Origin of the sequence: Teredinibacter purpureus (assembly GCF_014217335.1) — a bacterium.
In the GTDB taxonomy this organism is placed as follows: domain Bacteria; phylum Pseudomonadota; class Gammaproteobacteria; order Pseudomonadales; family Cellvibrionaceae; genus Teredinibacter; species Teredinibacter purpureus.
Genome location: NZ_CP060092.1, coordinates 836272 through 857960 on the forward strand (window position 1 = coordinate 836272; position 21689 = coordinate 857960).

Genomic DNA, 21689 nt, shown 5'->3' on the forward strand with positions numbered 1-21689 from the left:
AGAGCGATATGTGGGTGTAATGACATTTACTTCGGATGATTTTTATTTCGAATTTCTCATACTTGCCATTTTAGCGCCGTTATATCTCGTGGCATATAACTATTTATTTCGTAGCAAGGGTATTTGGAATAATGCATAACAAAGCTGTAAACCTGACCCAAATTACTACGCGATTTTATGCAATACGCTACGCGTATTTTCGCAAAAATGCTCCATAATTTGGGCCGGTTACAGCGGCGTTAAGTGTCACAAGGATTCAAAGCTCATATGATTGAAACTGTATCAAAAAACAACTTGGCCGAAGTGCTCCCTCTAATCCGAGCGTACCAAGAGTTTTATAAAGTTTCAGAAATATCCGATGATCGAAATTCGGAATTTTTTGCACAGTTCGGTGAATCTAGTCCTTCTGGTTGTCAGTTCATTTATAGAGAGGCAGGAAATGTTGTTGGGTTCGCTACAGTTTATTTTTCATTTGCATCAACTATTACAGAAAAGGTTGCGGTCCTGAATGACCTATATACTTTGCCAAATAGTCGCGGTAAGGGGATAGGCCGCCAGCTCATAGAACATTGCCGAGCCTATGCAGCTAATAATGGGGCTGCTCGCCTACAGTGGGTTACGGCTCCAGAAAACGAACAGGCTCAAAAGCTCTATGATTCAATGAATACGGGTAAAAGTAAGTGGCATTTTTATACATACAACACTTAACAAACATGTCAACCGGACAATTTTTTGCTACGCTCTTTTGTGAATTTCGCTGCGCTACATTTTTTCACAAAAGCTCTCCACAAAAAATCGCGCGGTTACATGGGCGTTAGATTAAAGGAGATAGTAAGTGCCAGACGTTTTTATTAGTTACTCAGTAAAAGATGAAAAGCTAGCAAAATTTGTCAGGGAGCACCTATTACAAAAGGAGCTTGATGTCTTTCTTGCATCGATTAGTCTAAATCCCGGGGAACATTGGACTCCTCAAATATTCGATGCTCTAAAGTCTTCTGATTGGGTATTTCTCTTAGCTAGTAAAAACGCAATGGAGTCTCCAAATGTCCAGCAAGAGTTGGGTGCGGCTTTATCGCATGGTAAAAAGGTAGTTCCGATAATGTGGGACCTTCAGCCTAGCGATCTGCCTCGTTGGGTTGCCGATTTTCAAGGCCTAATTCTTTCAGGAGCGACGATGGAGAATATAAATTTACAAATGTCACAACTCGCGGAGAGAGTAAAGTCAAATAAAGTTAAAGGTCAATTGGTCGCAGGCGCTGTATTTGCAGGCCTGCTTTACTTTTTGGCAAATTAATCTAACAAGGCGCACCAATCTGACAGTTTGCTCCGTAGTTTTTTTGTATTTCCGCTACGCTATAACACAAAAAAACCACTCCACAAACTGCAATTGTGCTTGGCGTTAAGTTCCATCAGTTGGAAGAGAAAATGAAGAAAATACATGCAGTAATTGCAAGCCTTAGGATAGATGGATTAACTAAATATTTTTTCATAAATTGCGGAGTGTTGTTCGTCATTCTAAATCTTAAGGCTTTGTATTGGCCTTCGGAAAAAGAGATTCTTAGTGGTTTTTATGGGCAATTGTTCCTCGCCTTGGTTCTTGCGATATCCGCCACGTATTTTTCAGGAAATAAATCAGAATCAAGCGGCTCAGGTGAAGGGAGTGATGCAAAAACTTAACAAGGCAATCTTGCCTCGTTCGCTTCGCTCACTGGACCTCCGTTTCGGCGCTTCGCGCCTACACTTCAGCCGCAAATTGCAACGTTATATTTCGGGAGTGGCGAATACTTGGAAGACATAAAATTTATTATATTTGGTTTGGTGTTCTTCCTTGTAGGAGGTGCCTTCGAATATTTTAGGCGTAATAAGCCATGTGAGAAGTGTGGCGGGAAGATGAAAGTTGTTGGCGTAAAAGATCCGCTAGGTAAGAATATTACAAAGACGACTACAATTGGGATTTCGCTGGGGTTCCCACATGATAAATTAGTCAAATTAAAGTGCAATAAATGTGGTCAAATCAAGAATGAAAAATGGAAGTCATAGTTAGCTGTTAACGCCAATGTAAAAATGACCCACTAACGCCAAACGAAAATTGACCCACCTGAGGCACTATAGCCGCCGGATTAATAGCTAGGCGGTGACATGATTACTCAGGAGATATTAGTGGATATTCACGTATTACATAGGCAAGGGCTTGGCATTCGCGCGATTGCAAAAAAGCTCAACCTTTCCAGAAATACCGTGCGAAGCTACCTTCGTGCACCAGCTAAAACACCAACATATTCGGAGCGAGAGCAGCGCCCTTCGATCCTAGATCCTTACAAGCCGTATTTGCTCGAACGTATTGAGGCAGCTAAGCCGCACTGGATACCTGCGACTGTTTTGCATAGAGAGATTCGTGAACGAGGGTACACGGGTGGCGTATCAACGATTAAGGTGTTTGTTCATGCGTTCAAACCCTCGGTTAATGACCCTGTCGTGCGATTCGAAACCGAACCTGGCGAGCAAATGCAGGTCGACTTTACGATCATTCGCCGAGGCCGAAATGCGCTTAAAGCCTTTGTCGCTACAATGGGGTTTAGCCGAGGCACTTACGTAAAGTTCTCTAGTTCTGAAAACCAGCAAGATTGGCTTGAAGGCATCAAGGGTGCGCTAGAATACTTTGGTGGTGTACCAAAGGAGATACTCTTCGATAACGCCAAGTCCATCATGATTCAGCGCGATGCGTACGGCAACGGTAAGCACCAATGGAATGCTCAATTACTAGATCAGGCAAACACCTATGGTTACCGACCTCGGGCTTGCCGACCGTACAGAGCTAAAACCAAAGGTAAGGTTGAACGCTTCAACTCTTATCTTAAGCAGTGTTTTGTCACACCGTTGTCTGCCACATTAAAGCAAGCTGGCCTGACTCTGAATGTTGAGGCCGCAAATGCCCATATAGGCACTTGGCTAAATGACGTAGCTCATCAGCGGACGCACGGCACAACTAATGTTAAACCCCAAATACGTATGGATAAAGAGCTGCAATATCTACAGCCGCTGCCATCTGAATACAAGACAGTAGATTCACCGGTTATTACAACTATACGACCACTTCCGGTAGAAAGCTTCCAGCACCCGCTGGACGTCTACGATCAACTGCTTGAGGTGGCTCAATGAACATTCAACACGAACGCATACGCAGTGCTTGCACGCAGCTAAAGTTGGAATCAATGGCCAGAGAGTGGTCGGCGCTAGCCGATAAAGCCAGCTCAACTGAGCAAACCCTAGCAGACTTCTTTGAGCAATTACTGCGCACCGAGCTAGATGCAAAAGCTGAACGTACGCAAGCGACATTACTAAAGTTTGCTGGTTTGCCAGCCCAAAAGCGCATAGAAGATTACGACTTCAAGTTTGCCTCAGGAGCCCCCAAAAAACAGATTCAGGAACTTGCTGGATTAGGTTTTTTAGAGCGGACAGAGAATGTGGTGTTACTTGGTCCAAGTGGTGTAGGAAAGAGCCATCTTGCAATCGCTTTGGCCTATAAAGCCATTTTGACGGGTCACAAAACGCGCTTTATAACCGCTGCCGACTTAATGTTGCAGCTTTCCACAGCAAAAGCGCAAGGCCGACTTGATGGTTATCTTAAGCGAAATATTATTGGGCCGAAATTAATGATCATTGATGAGATTGGCTATCTACCCTTTGGGCGAGAGGAGGCGAATTTATTCTTCAATGTCATAGCAAAACGTTACGAAAAAGGCAGCATTATCGTCACCAGCAATCTGCCGTTCTCACAATGGTCAAATGCCTTTGCTGACGATACAACACTAACCGCAGCACTACTCGATCGGCTACTGCATCACGCACACATTGTACAAATATCGGGAGAAAGCTATCGGCTAAAAAACAAAAAGCATGCGGGCATCGCCCCGCCACAATCGATCAATAATTAAACGGGGTGGGTCAGTTTTACTTTGGCGATAATCGGTAAAAGTGGGTCAGTTTTAAGCTGGCGTTGACAGTTAGCAATATTTTAAGAGTTAAATATAACAAATCCAGCCAAGCTCAGCCACTGCGTGGCTTGGACTTCCGTTACGGCGCTTCGCGCCTTCACTCCAGCCCTTGCTGGCGACGTTATGTTCTTGCACTGAATGGAAGTTGTCGATTGACTATGGAAAAGTAGAATGACAAAATTTAATGTAGTAAGAGAAGTTCGAGAGTTGAAAAATCAACTTTCTTATGCGAAACGATTTGGTTTCTTTTTTGGGGCAGGCACTTCATGTGCACTCGGGGTTCCGAATATTGCTATATTAACAACACAAGTCGAAAACACTTTAGATGAAAATTATAAGATTGATTTTATTAAGATCAAAAATGATCTGGAGACTACTCACCCCGAAAGATCGATTAATATCGAAGATATTCTAAATCAAGTTCGTCAAATTAGGTCAATAACTGGCGAACGAGAGGATAAGAATTATTTAGAAATATGCGGACAGTCTGCAAGTAAACTTGACAATGAAATCTGCAAAAAAATCTATACTATAATATCTGAAAGTGAATCTGGTACTGATTTATCGAATACCAAAAAGTTTTTAGCTTGGCTGAATATACAGAATAAAGACTTTACAAAAGAAATATTTACTACTAATTATGACTTAATAATTGAGAAATCATTAGAAGAAATAAGAGTGCCTTATTTTGATGGATTTGTTGGTTCATATGAACCATTTTTTTTACAAGAAAGTATAGAACGATTTGTCGACAAATCAGATTTGACGCAAAACTGGATTAGATTGTGGAAAATTCACGGTTCACTAAATTGGTTTTGGAAAGATAATAATACCACTAGTTCGCACAGCATTGTACGCGGGAGTAAAATCACTGATATTGAAAATATAAGCAACGAGTTAGTTATTTATCCTTCGAAAGAAAAGTATGATTCTTCAAAAAAACAACCATTTGTTGCATATTTTGATCGCTTAAAAAACACATTGCAAAATGGCGAGTTGCTCTTTATATTTTCTGGTTATTCGTTTTCAGATCAACATATTAACGAAATAATTTTCAATTCGCTTAGGCAAAATAATCGACTATCTATCGTAGTGTTTTTCTTTAACGATAAAGAAGTTGAGGACCTATACAGTGAATCATCGTCTTATCTCAATTTAACAGCCTTCGGCCCCACCAAAGCAATAATCAACGGTACGCTTTCAGATTGGGAATATAATACCGATGACTTAAAGCCTAATGAAAGTTCGGTTACATATTGGGACAGTGAAAAGAATGAGTTATTGCTTGGAGATTTCAATAAGCTATCTAATTTCTTTATAACAAACTCTGGTAGAAAAGAGCACATTGAGGTTCTCGCCAATGGATAGCGATATAACATACTTAGGAACAGTTATAAGAGTCGATTCTAGTACTGTTGAAGTGGAAATTTCAGATGAAATTCCCTCTTCAGCACCAATCATAAATGGACGTTTATATAAAATAGGACAGATTGGTACTTTTGTTAAGATGCCCATGGGGAATATAACAATATATGGAATCGTATCTTCTGTTAGCAATACCTCAAGTAAAGAGATGGATTCACAAATAAAGCAACTAGTTGGATCACGATTTTTGAGTGTTCAACTAGTCGGTGAAAAGGTTGGTGATGATGAGTTTGAAAAAGGGATTGGTACTTACCCGACAATAAATGATGAAGTACATATTGTAATTGAACGTGATCTTTTTGATATATATGGTGAGAAGAATGCTGGCTCTATAGAGGTTGGAAAACACTCATCATCCGATAATTTGAGTGTATACGTTGATATACATAAATTGGTATTGCGGCATTGTGCAATTTTGGGCTCTACAGGGAGTGGGAAATCTAATACAACCGTTAGCATACTGAAATCGATTTTGGGGGGGTATAATGGTTCGCGCGTGATGCTGATTGATCCTCATGGCGAATATTCATCGGCATTTCCAGATGCAATAACATTTAAAATAAATGATAAAGGCAAACCGCTGTACGTTCCTTTTTGGTTAATGAATTTTGATGAACTTGCTTTTTTTCTAGTTGGAGCAAAACCCGCTGATGATCAAAGACCCGAATATAGGTTGCTGAGAGAATGGATAACGAATTACAAAAAGAAAAATTTCAAGTTAAAGGCTGGTGATGTAAATCCAGATTTTATAACTGCCGATTCTCCAATTCCTTTTAGTGCGAGAGAATTGTGGTACGACATGAATTGTTGGCTAAATGCTAGTTTTAGTTCGACAAAAAAAGATGAACAAACGGATGTTAAAGAATTTCAAACTGATGAAGGCAACTTTGAGAATCTAAAGGGAGCAACTTTTACTTCCCATAAAACTACTACGAACGCCAATCCACCACATGTAAGTAAGCATCAAGAGTTCTACTCTTATGAAAAAAAGATTCTATCCAGACTTAAAGATTCAAGGTTTGACTTTATGTTTAACTCTGGTGAATACAAGGATGCGAGTTCATCAAAAGACTTACATGATTTATTAAAAGATTGGATTGGTAGTATTAATCAGCTAGCGATACTTGACCTAAGCGGTGTGCCATTTGAGGTTCTTGATATAGCAATAGGCCTAATCACAAGGTTTGTCTATGACAGTATGTTCTGGGGACGAAATGAAACTTATACTGGAAAAAACAGGCCGCTTTTACTTGCCTATGAAGAAGCTCATACATATCTAAGTAAAAACGATAGTAGTAGTTATTCAAAAACCGCTGTTGAGAGAATCTTTAAGGAAGGCAGGAAGTTTGGCATTGGTGCTTTGATTATATCCCAAAGACCATCCGAAATATCGGAGACAATTCTAGCACAACTAGGAACTTTAATTGCATTACGTCTAACAAATTCGAGTGATCAATCCATCGTTAAATCATCATCACCTGATAACTTGAATAGCTTAATCGATTTATTACCATCCTTAAGAATTGGTGAGGCAGTTATAGTGGGTGAGGCAATAAAAATACCGTCGAGAGTTAGAATAAAATTAAATAATCCGAGACCAGCCAGTGAAGATCCAAAACTTGTAGAGTGCTGGGAAAAGAAATATGAAGAATCTGATGAAAATTATAAATCAGTTGTCACAAAAATAAGAGAACAGCGAATTTAACTTTAATGAGGGATATCATGGATAGAAAAATTATAGAGTCATCAATGATCCGAAGTATTGGACATGACGCTGACAGTGCGATACTTGAAATAGAATTCAACAGCGGAGCTGTTTGGCAATATTTTGATTTTCCAGAATCAACTTGGTATGAGTTTGAAGGAGCAGTTTCACAAGGTAAATTCTTCCATAGTGATATTAAAAATCAGTATTCTGAGGCGCAGGTTGGATAAAACACATAACAAGTTTGTGAACTCGGACTTGGGCACGCTGTCACTTATTTTGCAAAAAGCACGCAAAAAAACCGCCAACATACCCAAGCCGGTTACAAAGACGTTACACCCGATGGGGGATATTGTGCCATATAGAAATAAAACATTCGTAAGTTTTGCAAGCGAAGATATTCACGCGTATAGATTGATGTGTGCATGGCGTAATAATCAAAACATTGCCTTCGACTTTCATGATGCGCACGATTTGAATACCGCCCGCGACACCAGCGCGCCGCAAACTATAAATAGACGGCTGAGGGAGCGACTCAACAATACAAAACAAGTCGTTATGCTCATTGGTGATGAAACACGAAGGAAAGCTGCAAGAAATTCATCTTTCATTAGTTATGAAGTTCGAGCTATACATGACCTAAACCTTCCTGTTGTGTTCGTAAATCTAAATAGTTCTCGTGCCTCTCAAAAGAATCGATTACCTACTATGCTTTCGGATCAGTTTTCTGTGTGCGTCTCGTTTCAGCCGAAGATAATCCAATACGCATTAGATAATTTTGTAGCTGAATTCTCATCAAGTCGAAGCAAACGAACTGCTGGCCCTCACTACTATAGAGCTGAGATTTACAGAGGTCTTGGTCTATGAAACAAGAGTTGCAACCTAAAGTAGGGAGATTTTGACGTGAGATATTTTATCGATACCGTAACGAGTTTTGCCTATTGGAGGTATGTTCTTTTTTCTCGACTAGGCCTTCAGTCAGCACTTGCAATTTTTGGCGCTCTGTATCTGTTTATCGGAGCGTTGGACTTCTTCAGTATCTACACAAAGGATAAATACTCGATCTGGGCTTTTCCTTTGGTCATTGGCATATCTATTTTTGTATCAATCCTTACTCGGAGGCCCATTACCTCAATCTCGGTAAGCTTGCCTAACCAAGATTCCTGTGTGGAGGTGAAAATTGGTGATATTTTTGATGAAGAAGGCGCGGTGATGATAAGCACGAATACCCTATTTGAGTCAGACGTCGCTGGCGGAAAAATTGCTCCTACTAGTCTTCAAGGGCAGTTTACTGGACGTTATTTCACGGGTAATCAAAATGAGTTGATAAGTTCAATCAATAGCCAATTCGGAGGAAGAAAGCCGCCTTTCAAAATGGGGACTACTTTTCCAGTAACAACACACGGAAAAACATTCTACTTCACAGCTATGGCGAAGCTTAATGAGTCTGGGAACGCATATACAACCCAATCAGATTTAAAAGAGGCTCTTATTGGACTTTGGGAGCACGTAAAAAATACAGGCGAACTCCAGAGACTGACTGTCCCACTGATAGGGACTGGGCGAGGGAGAGTCTCATTGACTCGAAGAAAAATTATTAGGCTAATTGTAGAATCATTTGTTGAGGCATCAAAAAACGGCCCAATCACGGACCATCTTATTGTCATCATTCGGCCTGAAGATGCCCGTAAATTTAAAGTAAATTTGTATGATATTAAGGACCATCTAAATCACATACTTTTCGGTTAGGTGTGTAACAAGCGTTTCCATTTGAGCGCTTTTAACTCCGGCCAAAAAAGACCGGCCTACATTAAAACCGCCAAATGAAACGGGCGTTACATGGCTAAAGGAGAATTCAGTGAGAATCTATGGTGATACCCAGTCTGGAAACTGCTACAAAATCAAATTACTCGCTTCTTTACTTGGTATCGAACATGAATGGATTCATATAGATATTCTCAATGGTGAAACTCACACGGCAGAATTTCTTGAGAAAAATCCGAACGCTAAAATCCCTGTTTTAGAGTTAGAGGATGGTCGCTATCTATCTGAGTCAAATGCAATCTTGAATTATTTAGCAACGGGTACTGAACTCCTATCAAGCGACCCCTATGAATACGGTAAAATTCAGCAGTGGCAGTTTTTTGAGCAGTACAGCCATGAACCATACATTGCAGTAGCAAGATTTATCGCAAAGTATCTGGGGTTGCCCGACGACCGAAGAGCAGACTATGAATCCAAACAGCAAGGTGGTCATAAAGCTCTTCAAGTTATGGAGCAGCAGCTGCAACAAACACCTTATCTCACAGGTTATAAGATGAGTACGGCAGATATATCATTGTACGGATATACTCACGTTGCAGACGAAGGTGGTTTTGATTTAGGCAAGTATCCAGCCATCATACAATGGATAGATCGAATTCAATCGCAACCCCAATACGTAGGCATGGCATAATCGCCGTGTAACAAGGCAATGGTGCGGGACTGCCTACACGCCGCTTCGCTTTGTTGCGGCAGCCCCACATTGCGGCGTTATGCACTGGAGCTATAACGGAATATAAATGGAAATATTCAACAATAGAAAAATGCTGTTTCATATGATTGAGCACGGGAGACCATTTATTGGGCTCTTAGGCACCTTTAATTTGGTATTTTTCAGCATCCCACTAAGCTCATCGAAAAGCACCTATGAAATAGTATGTCTTTGTCTTACTGCATCTACAACAATTTGGCTTTTAATTTCTTTTTGCTATTTAACGTTTATTTCGTTTGTTGAGGGCGCAGAAGAAATCGAAGATGAAGGGGATGATTTCTATGACCTTCCTTATCTTTCTGCAAAGGAAAAATTTGTATCGTTTGCGGTTAGTTCATACGGAGTATTAATGTTCTTTATTAGCTTGATCTGCAATTGTTTTAGAATGCATGTAGCTATAGGATACACCGCTATAGGAACTATCTTTTTAGTTTCATTTGTGGCTGGTGCAGCAGAGTTAGCGTTCAAGAAAATTAATAAAAATGCCCAGGTTATCAACTGAAGTGCAATGAAAGTGATTAACGAACATAGACGGCCTCCGGTGTTTCCATATTTAAACATTTTCTAGGTCGTCGGTTAAGTTTCATTGCAATTTTATCGCAATCCTTTTGAGTTATGCTCTTCATTGATTCTCCTTTAGGTAAATATTGTCGTATGAGACCGTTGGTATTTTCGTTTAACCCTCTTTCCCATGAGTGGTAGGGGTTGGCAAAGTAAAATGTTGAGTTAGTGACGTCTTCAATTTTTTTGTATTGATGAAACTCGGTACCGTTATCAGCGGTAATTGTTTTTACCTGATTAACCTGTTTTTTGATTAGCTGAATAACTTTTCGATTTAACTCGTCAGTAGTACGGTTCCTAATTTTGCCAATGATCGTGTATTTACTTTTTCGATCAACTAACGTGACAATTGAATGTTGATCGCGTGAACCATGAACGGTATCAATTTCGAAATGACCGATTCGGCTCTTATTTTCTGCCCCTAGAGGTCGCTCAGAGATATGGGCCTTATTGGCTAAAACGCCTCTAGAGTCAGGGCTTCTATATCTTTTTCGGCGTTTCTTGCTTGATTGACGTAAGTGCTTATAGAGATCCCCTGAATAAAACATGTTGTACCAAATATAGCGATAAATGGTCGAATGGCTGATCGATAATATATTGCACTTCTTAAGCCACAAGGAAACTTGTTCTGGGCTCCAATCGAGGCGTATTAAGGCGATGACCATCTGAAGCTCGGTATCATTGAATTGCCATTTACGACGAGACTCCCTCCGTATTCGAGAGGTACGTTTTACTGCTCGCGCTGCGCAGTATTTACCGTCTGGGCGACGATTTCGTTTTAACTCTCTGGAGATCGTGCAAGGATCGCGGCCTAAGGCCCGTGCAATATAGGCTTGAGATTTACGTTGCTTTAAATAGGCCGCTATAGTATATCTTTCATCAGTGGTGAGCTGGTGGTACATCATGAGGTTCCTCTTCTTGCCGGTCGAGAAAAACCATGAGTATCCCAGTTCACCCTATATAAAGGAAGATGCAGGCGTGTTGCACTTACTTTGCGAATTCGGCAATTGAACAAGGCCAGCCAGAGGGCCACAAAAACCGCCGCTTCGCTTTGGTTTTGGTGCCCCTGCTGGCGGCGTTATGTACCGTTGAGCTATGGAAAATATAAAAATGCGGATTCTATGTCTAGTTTTACTTCTACCAAGCCTCTGCTTTGCAACGGAAACTATAAATTGTCATTTTGACAAATTTCATCAAGCTAACCATGCAGCACCAGAGATGTCAGGCTATGTTTCGATTAGCCAAAGTTTAGAAATTATCAACGGTAAAACGTCTGATTCTACTCTTAGATTGGATGGAAAAAAACGTGCTGCTAATAGTAGCATTTGGATACTTCTAGAGCCTGATGGTTGGGATACATACTCTACAACCTATGCGGGCGATTTTGGTGAGGTTTTAACTGTTGAGCATGAATTAGGTGACAACAAAACTAAGTTAGATGGTTGGTTTAAGTCCCGTCTGGTAAGTTCAAATATTCATGCTACTCAAACTCAATTTGGTAAATGTTTAATAAGACGAAATACATAACAAACAGCGCAACTCTGACTTGCTAGATTTACAAACCAGACAGAAAATATGAGATATAGAAAAAATAATCGGACACCCATGTTAACGCCGCTGGGCTTCGCTATCTTGTGCTAGCTCGCCCCCGGAATAGGCCTTATATGATGTTTCTGTTCGTCAGCTCGTAGTTTTGCTAGCGGCTTCCTCTGCACCAAACCTCGCGGTTTCGCACTTGCCATTCGATAGTAGTTAACTGGTTATAGCGATATACTTTATCCATAACCGGTGATCCTCCTACAGGGGACTTTCACCCCATTAGTTCGCGCCCATGCCGGGCGTATACAATTTTGTCCAGCCGACGTTTTGGTCTACGCTCCTTTTTGTGCATGGCCTTCGGCCTTTTTTGCACAAAAAGGAGCGTAGACCAAAACGCGGCTGACAAAGGCGTTATAAGCTCTTGAGACGATGAAATATTTATTCCTAATTATTAGTTTATTAGCAATAGAATCTTGGGGAGAGGAAGATCTTTCATGTGATTATTCGCATGAGGGATCTGTTCCTATATTCGGAGATCATGATGTAATCCTTCTGGCTTCTGTAAAAGGTCGTAAATGCTATGAGGCAGCGCTGGATATCAAGCTTACGTATAAAGAGCGAGTCATATACAGCTATAGCGCTCCATTTAAACCTCACGTTGCGACCCATTGGGAAGATCTCGAATTGCGGGATGTTCAGGAGTATGTAGATAGTTTATTTGAGGGGTATAGGTTTACTTCGTGTGCGGAATTGTTGCCACAGAAACTAAGCCCAATAGACGGCTGGAACTACAATAATCTGCTGGTATCTGAAATTGAATATAGTAAGTATAAAGCAATGCCTTGCAAGTCATATACCCATCAAACTCACTACGAAGTGCATCGCCTAATTGTCTTCCCTATATCAAATAAAATAGGCGTTCCGGTTAGCGAGTATGGCTTATAACGCTAAGTGCAGCTGCATTTTGGTTGGTGTGAAGTTTTGTGTAACATGGCGTAGCCATACACAAAACGAAGCGCCGACCAAAATGTCAGCTGGCACGCCTTGTTATGGCTGGCAGGCAATTTCAATACTCTTAATTTTATCTTTACCACCAATACGATACCAACAACTGAATTCACCAGGTTTATAGAATTCCAAATATTCTTTTCCCTGCATAATTTTAGGGTAAGCTTTACCCCACACCTCACTAGCTGATCCCATCCTAACGCCAACGCATATATTGTTGTTGGCACACACACCTTCTTTTTCTGAGTATGCACCAATCAAACTTTCGCCTGAAAAATAAAAATCTATATCTATGTATTTGAATATGTCAGTTATCAAATCTGCCTGCTCGATTCTTTCGATAGGCTCCCCTTTTTTATCGAGAACCTGATCTTTACTCATCGAAAGAGTAAAATCGCCCAATCGAAGCTCTTCCGAATAAGAGCCATGAGAAAAAAAAGCGACGATTATAAATAGTAAATTCTTCATACTAGAGCCATAACAAACAGCTCAAACCGACCTCCATTGCGTTGCTCGTTTTGTGCTTTTCCGCTACGCTAGCACAAAACAATCAACTCCACTCCGGCGGCTTAGCTGGGCGTTACAACCTACTCACGAATCACGCTTAATCTCACGGTAAAAATTTTCGTGGGAGCCAAGCGCTATTAATTCAAGAGTAAGTGTACTACCGTCAAAGCTATAACCAAGTAGGGTTAATTGTTTATTCATCTTGAATTTATGCACACGAAGAAACGTGAGGTCGCCTTTCTTTTGGGTGCCGAGTGCTGGATTGGAAATAAGCGCCTTAACGATGGTATCAAGCTCCGCTTTTTGGTTTGCTTTAAGTTTTTTAACCGCTTTTCTAAAGGTAGGGGTCTGTAAAACGATCTTTGCCTTAGCCAAAGTCGTATGCCTCTAGCTTTCCTGCATCGCGTTCGGCCTGTGAAATAATGGCTTGTTTTACAAACTCATAAGGTAGGTCGGGGTTGTCTTCCATTATCTCCCCAATTTTTGCCCAGTGTTCTATTTGTTTAGGTGGTGTACGGTTAAGGGCTTTAGCCATAATAGTGGCTTTTTCAATAAGGTATTGGTCTAATCGTATGCTGGTTGTGGCCATTTCAGTGTCCTTGTGGCAGTTTGCGTCAATTGTAGCAATCCGCTACACCTGAGGCAAGTTGTAACAATGCTTAGGTTCGGACACCCATTTTAAGGGAAGTATGGTCAATTGATTGGATTTTGGCAGGACTAAATCTCTCGCAAAGAAAAGCAGAGTTAGACGTTACTGGCGGGTTGGTATGTCAGCGGTAGAAGGCTCCACAAAAGAGGAGGCCGATTTAATTTTTTATACAAGCGCTTTCGCAGCGCGCATAAGTGCTGCTTTGTTATCCAGGCTTAGGCGAAACTGGAAAGAGGTTGTCTTAAGCGCACAAAAAAAGCAGCCGAAGCTGCTTTTGGGTATAGAGCCTGTATTCTATTTTAACGTGCGCGCTTACGAATAGCCTGTAAGGTGCGCAGTTGAGCTGCAGCTTGTGCGAGCTGGGCGGCGGCTTTGGAGTAGTCCATGCCTTCGCCTTGATTCTGCAGGGTTTGCTCAGCTTCTTTTTTCGCGGCTTCAGCAGAGGCTTCGTCCATGTCGCCTTCGCGTAATGCGGTGTCGGCCAGTATGGTGACGGAATCGGGTTGTACTTCTAGGTAACCACCCGAAACGTAAAATACTTCTTCATCACCGTTTTGCTTTTTAAGGCGTACTGGACCAGGCTGCAAACCGGTTAGCAAGGGCGCGTGGCCGTAGCCAACACCTACATCACCTTCACTACCCGCGGCCACTAGCAGCTCGACTAAACCGGAGAATATCTCCTGTTCGGCGCTGACGATGTCGCAATGTATGGTTAATGCCATGTTTTTTGCCTTTTCACTTTGTCATTTCTGTGTGAACAGAAATTGTCTTTTATACTTGTATCCCCCGTTTTCACGGGGATGACGAAAGTATAATTAAGCGGCTTTTTCAGCCATTTTTGCTGCACGCTCTACGGCTTCTTCGATGCTGCCAACCATGTAGAAGGCTTGCTCTGGAAGGCTGTCGTAGTCACCCGCTAACAAGCCTTTAAAGCCTGCAATGGTGTCTTTCAAGCTTACGTATTTACCCGGTGAACCGGTGAATACTTCTGCAACGTGGAAGGGCTGTGATAAGAAGCGTTCGATTTTGCGTGCACGCGATACGGTTTGTTTGTCTTCTTCTGACAATTCATCCATACCCAAGATGGCAATAATATCTTTCAGCTCTTTGTAGCGTTGGAGTACAGACTGTACGCCACGGGCAACGTCGTAGTGTTCTTGACCGATAACCAATGGATCCAACTGACGTGACGTACTGTCGAGTGGGTCGATGGCGGGGTAGATACCTTTAGAAGCGATATCACGACTCAGTACAACGGTGGAATCCAAGTGAGCAAAGGTGGTTGCTGGCGATGGATCGGTCAAGTCATCTGCAGGTACGTATACGGCTTGAACAGAGGTAATAGAACCTGACTTGGTTGAGGTAATACGCTCTTGGAGTACACCCATTTCTTCAGCCAGTGTTGGCTGGTAGCCAACGGCTGATGGCATACGGCCGAGTAGGGCGGATACTTCGGTTCCCGCAAGGGTGTAACGGTAGATGTTATCAACGAACAACAGTACGTCACGGCCTTCGTCACGGAATTTTTCGGCCATTGTGAGACCGGTTAGGGCTACGCGTAGACGGTTTCCGGGAGGCTCGTTCATCTGGCCGTAAACCATAGCCACTTTGTCGAGTACGTTGGAATCTTTCATTTCGTGGTAGAAGTCGTTTCCTTCACGAGTACGCTCACCAACACCGGCGAACACAGACAAACCACTGTGCTCTTTGGCGATGTTGTTGATTAATTCCATCATGTTGACGGTTTTACCAACACCGGCACCACCGAACAAACCTACTTTACCACCCTTAGCAAACGGGCAGACTAGGTCGATAACTTTTACGCCAGTTTCGAGAAGGTCTGAAGAGGCTGACAGTTCGTCGTAAGCAGGTGCCTTACGGTGAATTGGCATGCGCTCTTTTTCACCGATATCACCCGCTTCGTCGATTGGGTTACCCAATACGTCCATGATGCGACCCAAGGTTTCGATACCAACCGGTACTGAAATAGGGGTGTTGGTGTTGGTTACTTCCAAACCACGACTAATACCTTCGGAACCACCCATGGCGATTGCGCGCACGACGCCGTCACCTAGTTGTTGTTGCACTTCGAGTGTTAGGCCTTTGCCTTCCACGTTTAGTGCGTCGTAAATACCGGGTACTGAATCGCGTGGGAATTCCACGTCGATTACGGCTCCGATGATCTGTACGATACGTCCGCTACTCATTTTCGCTTCCTCGTATTCCAAATTTTCAATTTTTGAATTCTGTTCTAGCCTGTGTTTTTCTACGGAGGTAGAAATGGCACATTGCCGTCATGCCCGCTTGCGCGGGTAACCCTGTGTTATACCGCTGCTGCACCGCTCACAATTTCAGATAGTTCTTGTGTAATCGCGGCTTGTCGCGCCTTGTTGTAGACCAGTTGAAGGTCGTCAATAAGGTCGCCAGCATTATCGGTGGCACTTTTCATGGCTATCATTCGGGCGGCTTGCTCACATGCTCCGTTTTCTACAACGGCTTGGTACACCTGTGATTCTATGTAGCGAATCATTAAACCGTCGAGCAATGTTTGTGCTTCTGGTTCGTAGATGTAGTCCCATGTGTGCTTATGGCTTTCGTCATTTTCAGCTGGTTGCAAAGGCAATAGCTGTTCGATAGCGGGGTTTTGCGTCATGGTGTTGACGAATTCATTACCCACTAGGTACAGCTTATCTAATTTGCCATTGGCAAAGGCATCGAGCATCACCTTTACGCTACCGATTAGGTCGGTAACGGAAGGTTTTTCACCAATATCGCGGACACTGGCAACAATGTTGCCGCCTACGCTATTGAAGAAGGATGCGCCTTTGGCACCGATAAGGCAGAGGTCTACACCTACGCCTTGATCAGCCCACTCTTTACTGTGACGAACAACGGCCTTGAACAGGTTGATGTTCAAACCACCACACAAACCACGGTCGGAGGAAACCACAATGTAACCCACGCGCTTCACTTCACGTTCGCTAAGGAACATGTGCTTATACTCGGGGTTACCGTTGGCAATATGGCCTACAACATTGCGAATTCGCTTTGCGTAGGGTTTGCCTGTTTCCATGCGGTCCTGCGCTCTACGCATTTTGGAAGCCGCAACCATTTCCATGGCGCTGGTGATCTTTTGAGTGTTTTTGATACTACCAATTTTGGTCCGTATCTCTTTTCCGCTCGCCATTTTTTATCTCACTTAACCTATGAAATTACCAGGTTTGGGTGGCTTTAAAGTTATCCAGTGCTGCTTTCAGCTTGGTCGCAATGTCGTCGCTGTAAGTACCGGTATTCATTTCGGCCATCAAATCGACTTCGCTGCTGCTCATGTAGGACAACAAGGACGATTCGAACGAACCAATTTTGGCAACGTCAACGTCTTGCAGATAGCCTTCGTTTGCAGCGTAAACCACAACACCCATCTCTGCTACAGACAGCGGAGAATATTGCTTTTGCTTCATAAGCTCGGTTACGCGGGCACCGTGATCTAGCTGTGCTTTGGTGGCGTCGTCTAGGTCGGAAGCAAACTGTGAGAATGCAGCCAATTCACGATACTGAGCCAAGGCTGTACGAATACCGCCAGACAGTTTTTTGATCACTTTAGTTTGCGCAGCACCACCAACACGCGATACCGATACACCGGCGTTCATCGCTGGGCGAACGCCCGCGTTAAACAGGTCAGTTTCTAAGAAGATCTGGCCATCGGTAATAGAGATAACGTTTGTGGGTACGAATGCCGAAACATCACCAGCTTGGGTTTCAATAATAGGTAGCGCGGTTAAAGAACCGGTTTTGCCTTTTACTTCACCATTGGTGAGTTTTTCGATGTGCTCAGCGTTTACACGGGCAGCACGCTCTAGTAAGCGGGAGTGCAAGTAGAATACGTCGCCAGGGTAGGCTTCACGGCCTGGTGGACGACGTAATAACAAGGAGATTTGACGGTAAGCCCACGCTTGTTTGGTGAGGTCATCATAGATAATAAGCGCATCTTCGCCACGATCGCGGAAATATTCGCCCATGGTACAACCACCAAACGGTGCAAGGAACTGCATAGACGCGGGGTCGGATGCGGTTGCTGCCACTACGATGGTGTGTTCCATTGCGCCGTGCTCTTCAAGCTTTCGCACAACAGCTGCAACCGACGCGGCTTTCTGGCCTATGGCCACATAAACACACTTAATACCGGTGCCTTTTTGGTTGATGATAGCATCAACGGCTACGGCTGTTTTACCGGTTTGACGGTCGCCAATAATCAGCTCACGCTGACCACGGCCGATTGGCACCATGGTATCAACCGCCTTCAAACCAATTTGGACTGGTTCATCTACGGATTGACGTGCAATTACGCCCGGTGCAATTTTTTCAATCGCATCAGTCGCTTTAGCGTTAATAGGACCTTTACCGTCGATTGGGTTACCCAAAGCATCGACAACGCGGCCTAGCAATTCGGTACCTACCGGTACTTCGAGAATTTTACCGGTACATTTACACGTTTGGCCTTCGGCCACGCCTTGATAGTCGCCCAATACGACCGCACCAACGGAGTCTCGCTCCAAGTTCAAAGCAATACCGTAAATACCGCCTTCAAATTCGATCATTTCGCCGTACATAACTTCGGCAAGACCATGGATACGAATAATACCGTCGGTTACGGAAACCACGGTGCCTTCGTTTTGTGCTTCAGTCGATACCGACAAAGAGTCGATACGCTGTTTAATAATTTCACTGATTTCAGAAGGATTCAGCTGTTGCATACTGTTCTTCCCTACCTGTTAGGGGTTAAATACGCCGCGAAAAGTGCAGCGGCCATTTAGAGTCTCGAATTTATACCTAGTTAGCCTTGCATGGCTTCAGCCAGCTTAGCTAATTTGCCACGAACTGAACCGTCGATAACGGTATCACCAGCGCGAATAATGGCACCACCCAACAAGCTCTTATCTACAGAGGTTTGAAGGGTTACCTTACGGTCTAGCTTGGCGGTTAGAGTTTTCGCCAATTTTTCTTCAATCTCTGAAGTCATCTCAAAAGCAGATTGAATATCAACATCAACCGCCTTTTCTTGATTGGCTTTGTAGAGTTCGAACAATTGCTGGACCTGCGGTAGCAAGCTCAAACGACCATTTTCAGCCAATACACTGATAAAGTTTTGTTGTGCGTCGTTTAAGGTGTCGCCACAGAGTTCAACCAAAGAGGCTGATTTCTGTTCCGCGGTTAGGTTAGGCGAGGATAAAAGTGACTTCACCTTATCTTGCCCGGTAACATTCGCCGCCAGAGTAAGCGCTTCAGACCACTCGGTTAACGCTTTCGCGTTGCGAGCTGCTTCGAAAGCGGCTTTGGCATAGGGTCGAGCGAGTGTTGTTAATTCAGCCATGATGCGCTCCGCTTATAGCTCTGCTGCGAGTTTGTCGAGCATGGCGTTGTGCTTGCCAGCGTCGATCGTGTCGCCCAGTACTTTTTCAGCACCAGTAAGCGCCAAAGCAGCAACCTTACCACGCAATTCTTCACGGGCTTGGCTAACTTCACGCTCAATTTCAGCTTCAGCGGCCGCTTTAATGCGCTCACCTTCACCACGTGCTTGCTCTTTTGCTTCTTCAACAATTTGGCTGGCACGCTTATTCGCTTGATCGATAATCACGGCAGCTTGCTCTTTCGCTTCGTGGATTTGTTGAGTGGCTTTTTTCTGGGCCAGTTCTAAATCCTTGTCGGCGCGAGTCGCAGCGTCCAAACCATCTGCAATGCGCTTCTCACGATCGGCCATAATACCGATCAGCGCTGGCCACACGTACTTCATGCAAAACAAAACGAATGCAATGAAAGTCAGTGATTGACCTATGAGAGTCAGGTTGATATTCACACCTACACCTCTTAATTTAGTTGCGGGTTAAAAGGGCGTACCGATTGATTGTTTTACGCATCAACCGGCAAATAGTTTTCGACTTAAGCGCCCAAACCTGGAGCAACAGCAAAGATTAAGTACATGCCGATACCTACACCGATCATTGGAACCGCATCCAACAGACCCGCCATAAGGAACATTTTGCCCTGAAGTGCAGGACCTTGCTCAGGTTGACGTGCAGAACCTTCTAAAAGCTTGCCACCCAAAGTACCGAAACCAATTGCAGTACCCAGTGCGCCCAAACCAATTAAAATAGCGGCTGCGATATAGACTAAAGCTTGTGCTTCCATTTGTTATCTCCTAATAAAAAGTATTTAAAGTTAAAAAGAAAAAATAATTGTGTGTTTCTGTCCTATCCGGATAGCCGAATAGCCAACTACTTGGATACCCGCCGGAGCGGGAATGACGAATTAGGTGTGTTAGTGGTCTTCCTCAACATCGTGAGCCATAGCCATATAAACTGTGGTTAAAACCATAAAGATGAACGCTTGCAGTGTGATAACCAATATATGGAATACTGCCCAAGCCCATTGAAGTACGCCACCAATTAGGCCTAGAACTAAACCGGTGCTAAACAATAACGCAATAAGAATAAAGATCATTTCACCAGCGTACATGTTGCCGAATAATCGCAGGCCCAATGAAATAGGCTTGGCAATAAGCGCAATACTTTCAAGTACAAAGTTGATTGGCACCAACAGAATATTCACGTACCAAATATGCTTGGGCGCAAAGAAGGGGTGGCAAGTAAGCTCTTTAATAAAGCCCCAAATACCTTTTTCTTTAATACTAAAGCCGATCATCAACAAGAAGACGGTAATGGACATACCCAACGTAACGTTTGGATCAGTTGTGGGCACTACTTTGAAGTAGATATGACTATCGCCGGAAATTAGTGCGGCCACTTGTGGTAACCAATCAACCGGAAGGAGATCCATGAAGTTCATCATAAAGACCCACGTAAAAATAGTGAGTGCCATGGGGGCTATCATGCGGTTTTTATGATGGAAAATATCGCTTACGGTGTTATTAACAAAGTCGAATACCAGTTCGATAAAACTCTGTAGGCCACGAGGCGTATCGGATGTGGCTGTAGTGGCCACTTTTCGGAAGATAAAACCGAGAAGTAAGGCTAGCGCGATACCCCAACCGAGGGAATCTACGTGTACCGCATTAAAGCCCATATCTTTGGCTTCTTGCGAGCTATGCGCCATAGTCCATGTATCGGCTTCTAGCACAACGTTTGTACCATCGGCATTGTGGCGTTCATAGCCAGCAGGCAATTTGCCGTAAGCCATATTCTGAAGATGGTGTTGGATATAGTCTGTCGCGGTAATTTTTTCGCTGCTTGCCATTAGAAGCTCTTACACCTTTCGATCAAAGATTTGCTTGCTTAGCTGCCCCCTACTGTTAATTAAACAGGGTTCAACTCCGTATAAAAGGCTGCAACTTACGGGTGTTCCTATCGTTTACGCCAATGTTTCTGAACGTAATAGGCAATCCACCACTGCAGTGCAACCATAGTACAAAAACCCACAAACAGCAGTGGTACATGCAACGGCGTAACAAAACGAAACGCCAACGCAAAACCTACTGCAACGAGTGCGAATTTTCCAGATTCTCCCCAACTGAAAGATTTAGCGGTCCACTGTGCAAAGCGGGCACCACTATAGCGAAAGGCGTAAAGGGTAAAGTAGGTGTTGGGCACTATAAATAGTAATGCACCGAGACCGAACGAATAAGCCGGCACTAACCCGTAGACGAGCATTATTAGGCACAGAGGTAAAGTGATACCCAGCTGCACTGTAATACCGAACAGCGCTGGAGATTTCATAACAATACCTATTCATACCAAACAAAAGCCGCCAGGC

Annotated in this window: 27 protein-coding genes; 14 read left to right on the forward strand and 13 right to left on the reverse strand. The window is 43.3% G+C overall.

Annotation, left to right across the window (positions count from 1 at the left end; translation table 11 throughout):
* Positions 1-267 precede the first annotated feature (267 nt).
* From H5647_RS03430 to H5647_RS03485, 12 genes are all read left to right on the forward strand, one after another.
* Entirely contained in the window at positions 268-708 is a 441-nt protein-coding gene (locus H5647_RS03430; RefSeq protein WP_045856324.1) for a GNAT family N-acetyltransferase, read from the forward strand.
* A 127-nt stretch (positions 709-835) separates the two neighbouring features.
* On the forward strand, positions 836-1294 hold the full coding sequence (locus H5647_RS03435; protein ID WP_045856325.1) for a toll/interleukin-1 receptor domain-containing protein: 459 nt from the start codon (positions 836-838) through the stop codon (positions 1292-1294).
* Positions 1295-1425: 131 nt separating this feature from the next.
* Positions 1426-1677, forward strand: coding sequence for a hypothetical protein (locus tag H5647_RS03440; protein WP_045856326.1), 252 nt, complete (start codon positions 1426-1428; stop codon positions 1675-1677).
* A 462-nt stretch (positions 1678-2139) separates the two neighbouring features.
* Positions 2140-3159 (forward strand): IS21 family transposase, encoded by a 1020-nt coding sequence (gene istA, locus H5647_RS03445; protein ID WP_045856331.1) that lies wholly within the window; start codon positions 2140-2142, stop codon positions 3157-3159.
* Positions 3156-3935: an IS21-like element helper ATPase IstB gene (istB, locus tag H5647_RS03450; protein ID WP_045855575.1), complete on the forward strand. Its 780-nt coding sequence runs from the start codon at positions 3156-3158 to the stop codon at positions 3933-3935. Before istA ends, istB begins: the two co-directional genes overlap by 4 nt.
* Positions 3936-4166: 231 nt before the next feature.
* Positions 4167-5363 carry an SIR2 family NAD-dependent protein deacylase gene (locus H5647_RS03455; RefSeq protein ID WP_045856333.1) on the forward strand — a complete coding sequence of 399 codons (1197 nt, stop codon included), beginning with the start codon at positions 4167-4169 and terminating at the stop codon, positions 5361-5363.
* Entirely contained in the window at positions 5356-7125 is a 1770-nt protein-coding gene (locus H5647_RS03460) for an ATP-binding protein (RefSeq protein WP_045856335.1), read from the forward strand. The genes H5647_RS03455 and H5647_RS03460 overlap by 8 nt, the downstream gene beginning before the upstream one ends.
* 17 nt (positions 7126-7142) lie before the next feature.
* Positions 7143-7355, forward strand: a complete 213-nt coding sequence (locus H5647_RS03465; RefSeq protein WP_045861039.1) for a KTSC domain-containing protein — start codon at positions 7143-7145, stop codon at positions 7353-7355.
* A 124-nt stretch (positions 7356-7479) separates the two neighbouring features.
* A complete protein-coding gene (locus H5647_RS03470; RefSeq protein WP_045861040.1) occupies positions 7480-7992 on the forward strand; it encodes a TIR domain-containing protein in 513 nt (170 codons plus the stop codon).
* A 36-nt stretch (positions 7993-8028) separates the two neighbouring features.
* Positions 8029-8874: a macro domain-containing protein gene (locus H5647_RS03475; protein WP_045856336.1), complete on the forward strand. Its 846-nt coding sequence runs from the start codon at positions 8029-8031 to the stop codon at positions 8872-8874.
* A gap of 109 nt (positions 8875-8983) precedes the next feature.
* Positions 8984-9580, forward strand: a complete 597-nt coding sequence (locus H5647_RS03480) for a glutathione S-transferase family protein (RefSeq protein ID WP_045856337.1) — start codon at positions 8984-8986, stop codon at positions 9578-9580.
* A 106-nt stretch (positions 9581-9686) separates the two neighbouring features.
* Positions 9687-10160: a hypothetical protein gene (locus H5647_RS03485; protein WP_045856340.1), complete on the forward strand. Its 474-nt coding sequence runs from the start codon at positions 9687-9689 to the stop codon at positions 10158-10160.
* 16 nt (positions 10161-10176) lie between these two features.
* On the opposite strand, the gene H5647_RS03490 is transcribed toward H5647_RS03485, so the two are convergent.
* A complete protein-coding gene (locus H5647_RS03490) occupies positions 10177-11124 on the reverse strand; it encodes an IS30 family transposase (protein ID WP_045856342.1) in 948 nt (315 codons plus the stop codon).
* Between the two features lie 190 nt (positions 11125-11314).
* Between H5647_RS03490 and H5647_RS03495 the strand changes: the two genes are divergently transcribed.
* Both H5647_RS03495 and H5647_RS03500 read left to right on the forward strand, forming a co-directional pair.
* The gene (locus H5647_RS03495) at positions 11315-11746 is read left to right on the forward strand and encodes a hypothetical protein (protein ID WP_045856344.1); all 432 of its coding nucleotides are present in this window, start codon (positions 11315-11317) and stop codon (positions 11744-11746) included.
* Between the two features lie 441 nt (positions 11747-12187).
* On the forward strand, positions 12188-12703 hold the full coding sequence (locus H5647_RS03500; RefSeq protein WP_045856346.1) for a hypothetical protein: 516 nt from the start codon (positions 12188-12190) through the stop codon (positions 12701-12703).
* A gap of 102 nt (positions 12704-12805) precedes the next feature.
* On the opposite strand, the gene H5647_RS03505 is transcribed toward H5647_RS03500, so the two are convergent.
* The 12 genes from H5647_RS03505 to H5647_RS03560 all read right to left on the reverse strand — a co-directional run bounded on the left by H5647_RS03505 (position 12806) and on the right by H5647_RS03560 (position 21652).
* Positions 12806-13234 (reverse strand): hypothetical protein, encoded by a 429-nt coding sequence (locus H5647_RS03505; RefSeq protein WP_045856348.1) that lies wholly within the window; start codon positions 13232-13234, stop codon positions 12806-12808.
* Positions 13235-13357: 123 nt separating this feature from the next.
* Positions 13358-13648 carry a type II toxin-antitoxin system RelE/ParE family toxin gene (locus tag H5647_RS03510; RefSeq protein WP_045856350.1) on the reverse strand — a complete coding sequence of 97 codons (291 nt, stop codon included), beginning with the start codon at positions 13646-13648 and terminating at the stop codon, positions 13358-13360.
* Positions 13641-13862 carry a TA system antitoxin ParD family protein gene (locus H5647_RS03515; protein WP_045856353.1) on the reverse strand — a complete coding sequence of 74 codons (222 nt, stop codon included), beginning with the start codon at positions 13860-13862 and terminating at the stop codon, positions 13641-13643. The genes H5647_RS03510 and H5647_RS03515 overlap by 8 nt, the downstream gene beginning before the upstream one ends.
* 359 nt (positions 13863-14221) lie before the next feature.
* Positions 14222-14644 carry a F0F1 ATP synthase subunit epsilon gene (locus H5647_RS03520; RefSeq protein ID WP_045856357.1) on the reverse strand — a complete coding sequence of 141 codons (423 nt, stop codon included), beginning with the start codon at positions 14642-14644 and terminating at the stop codon, positions 14222-14224.
* 93 nt (positions 14645-14737) lie between these two features.
* Positions 14738-16129, reverse strand: coding sequence for a F0F1 ATP synthase subunit beta (atpD, locus tag H5647_RS03525; protein ID WP_045856359.1), 1392 nt, complete (start codon positions 16127-16129; stop codon positions 14738-14740).
* 116 nt (positions 16130-16245) lie between these two features.
* Positions 16246-17109, reverse strand: coding sequence for a F0F1 ATP synthase subunit gamma (gene atpG / locus H5647_RS03530; protein ID WP_045856361.1), 864 nt, complete (start codon positions 17107-17109; stop codon positions 16246-16248).
* A gap of 25 nt (positions 17110-17134) precedes the next feature.
* Positions 17135-18676 carry a F0F1 ATP synthase subunit alpha gene (gene atpA, locus H5647_RS03535; RefSeq protein ID WP_045856363.1) on the reverse strand — a complete coding sequence of 514 codons (1542 nt, stop codon included), beginning with the start codon at positions 18674-18676 and terminating at the stop codon, positions 17135-17137.
* 80 nt (positions 18677-18756) lie between these two features.
* Positions 18757-19293, reverse strand: coding sequence for a F0F1 ATP synthase subunit delta (locus H5647_RS03540; RefSeq protein ID WP_045856365.1), 537 nt, complete (start codon positions 19291-19293; stop codon positions 18757-18759).
* A gap of 12 nt (positions 19294-19305) precedes the next feature.
* A complete protein-coding gene (locus H5647_RS03545) occupies positions 19306-19776 on the reverse strand; it encodes a F0F1 ATP synthase subunit B (protein ID WP_045856368.1) in 471 nt (156 codons plus the stop codon).
* Positions 19777-19859: 83 nt separating this feature from the next.
* Positions 19860-20108 carry a F0F1 ATP synthase subunit C gene (gene atpE, locus H5647_RS03550; RefSeq protein ID WP_045856370.1) on the reverse strand — a complete coding sequence of 83 codons (249 nt, stop codon included), beginning with the start codon at positions 20106-20108 and terminating at the stop codon, positions 19860-19862.
* Positions 20109-20237: 129 nt separating this feature from the next.
* A complete protein-coding gene (atpB, locus tag H5647_RS03555; protein WP_045856372.1) occupies positions 20238-21173 on the reverse strand; it encodes a F0F1 ATP synthase subunit A in 936 nt (311 codons plus the stop codon).
* A gap of 107 nt (positions 21174-21280) precedes the next feature.
* Positions 21281-21652 (reverse strand): ATP synthase subunit I, encoded by a 372-nt coding sequence (locus tag H5647_RS03560; RefSeq protein ID WP_045856374.1) that lies wholly within the window; start codon positions 21650-21652, stop codon positions 21281-21283.
* Positions 21653-21689: the final 37 nt, after the last annotated feature.

Bases quoted from the DNA above. Each gene is read 5' to 3' on its own strand.
- H5647_RS03430 (WP_045856324.1), top strand. From the start codon at position 268: ATGATTGAAACTGTATCAAAAAACAACTTGGCCGAAGTGCTCCCTCTA.
- H5647_RS03440 (WP_045856326.1), top strand. From the start codon at position 1,426: ATGAAGAAAATACATGCAGTAATTGCAAGCCTTAGGATAGATGGATTA.
- istA (WP_045856331.1), top strand. From the start codon at position 2,140: ATGATTACTCAGGAGATATTAGTGGATATTCACGTATTACATAGGCAA.
- istB (WP_045855575.1), top strand. From the start codon at position 3,156: ATGAACATTCAACACGAACGCATACGCAGTGCTTGCACGCAGCTAAAG.
- H5647_RS03455 (WP_045856333.1), top strand. From the start codon at position 4,167: ATGACAAAATTTAATGTAGTAAGAGAAGTTCGAGAGTTGAAAAATCAA.
- H5647_RS03460 (WP_045856335.1), top strand. From the start codon at position 5,356: ATGGATAGCGATATAACATACTTAGGAACAGTTATAAGAGTCGATTCT.
- H5647_RS03465 (WP_045861039.1), top strand. From the start codon at position 7,143: ATGGATAGAAAAATTATAGAGTCATCAATGATCCGAAGTATTGGACAT.
- H5647_RS03485 (WP_045856340.1), top strand. From the start codon at position 9,687: ATGGAAATATTCAACAATAGAAAAATGCTGTTTCATATGATTGAGCAC.
- H5647_RS03490 (WP_045856342.1), bottom strand. From the start codon at position 11,124: ATGATGTACCACCAGCTCACCACTGATGAAAGATATACTATAGCGGCC.
- H5647_RS03495 (WP_045856344.1), top strand. From the start codon at position 11,315: ATGGAAAATATAAAAATGCGGATTCTATGTCTAGTTTTACTTCTACCA.
- H5647_RS03500 (WP_045856346.1), top strand. From the start codon at position 12,188: ATGAAATATTTATTCCTAATTATTAGTTTATTAGCAATAGAATCTTGG.
- H5647_RS03505 (WP_045856348.1), bottom strand. From the start codon at position 13,234: ATGAAGAATTTACTATTTATAATCGTCGCTTTTTTTTCTCATGGCTCT.
- H5647_RS03515 (WP_045856353.1), bottom strand. From the start codon at position 13,862: ATGGCCACAACCAGCATACGATTAGACCAATACCTTATTGAAAAAGCC.
- H5647_RS03520 (WP_045856357.1), bottom strand. From the start codon at position 14,644: ATGGCATTAACCATACATTGCGACATCGTCAGCGCCGAACAGGAGATA.
- atpD (WP_045856359.1), bottom strand. From the start codon at position 16,129: ATGAGTAGCGGACGTATCGTACAGATCATCGGAGCCGTAATCGACGTG.
- atpG (WP_045856361.1), bottom strand. From the start codon at position 17,109: ATGGCGAGCGGAAAAGAGATACGGACCAAAATTGGTAGTATCAAAAAC.
- atpA (WP_045856363.1), bottom strand. From the start codon at position 18,676: ATGCAACAGCTGAATCCTTCTGAAATCAGTGAAATTATTAAACAGCGT.
- H5647_RS03540 (WP_045856365.1), bottom strand. From the start codon at position 19,293: ATGGCTGAATTAACAACACTCGCTCGACCCTATGCCAAAGCCGCTTTC.
- atpE (WP_045856370.1), bottom strand. From the start codon at position 20,108: ATGGAAGCACAAGCTTTAGTCTATATCGCAGCCGCTATTTTAATTGGT.
- atpB (WP_045856372.1), bottom strand. From the start codon at position 21,173: ATGGCAAGCAGCGAAAAAATTACCGCGACAGACTATATCCAACACCAT.
- H5647_RS03560 (WP_045856374.1), bottom strand. From the start codon at position 21,652: ATGAAATCTCCAGCGCTGTTCGGTATTACAGTGCAGCTGGGTATCACT.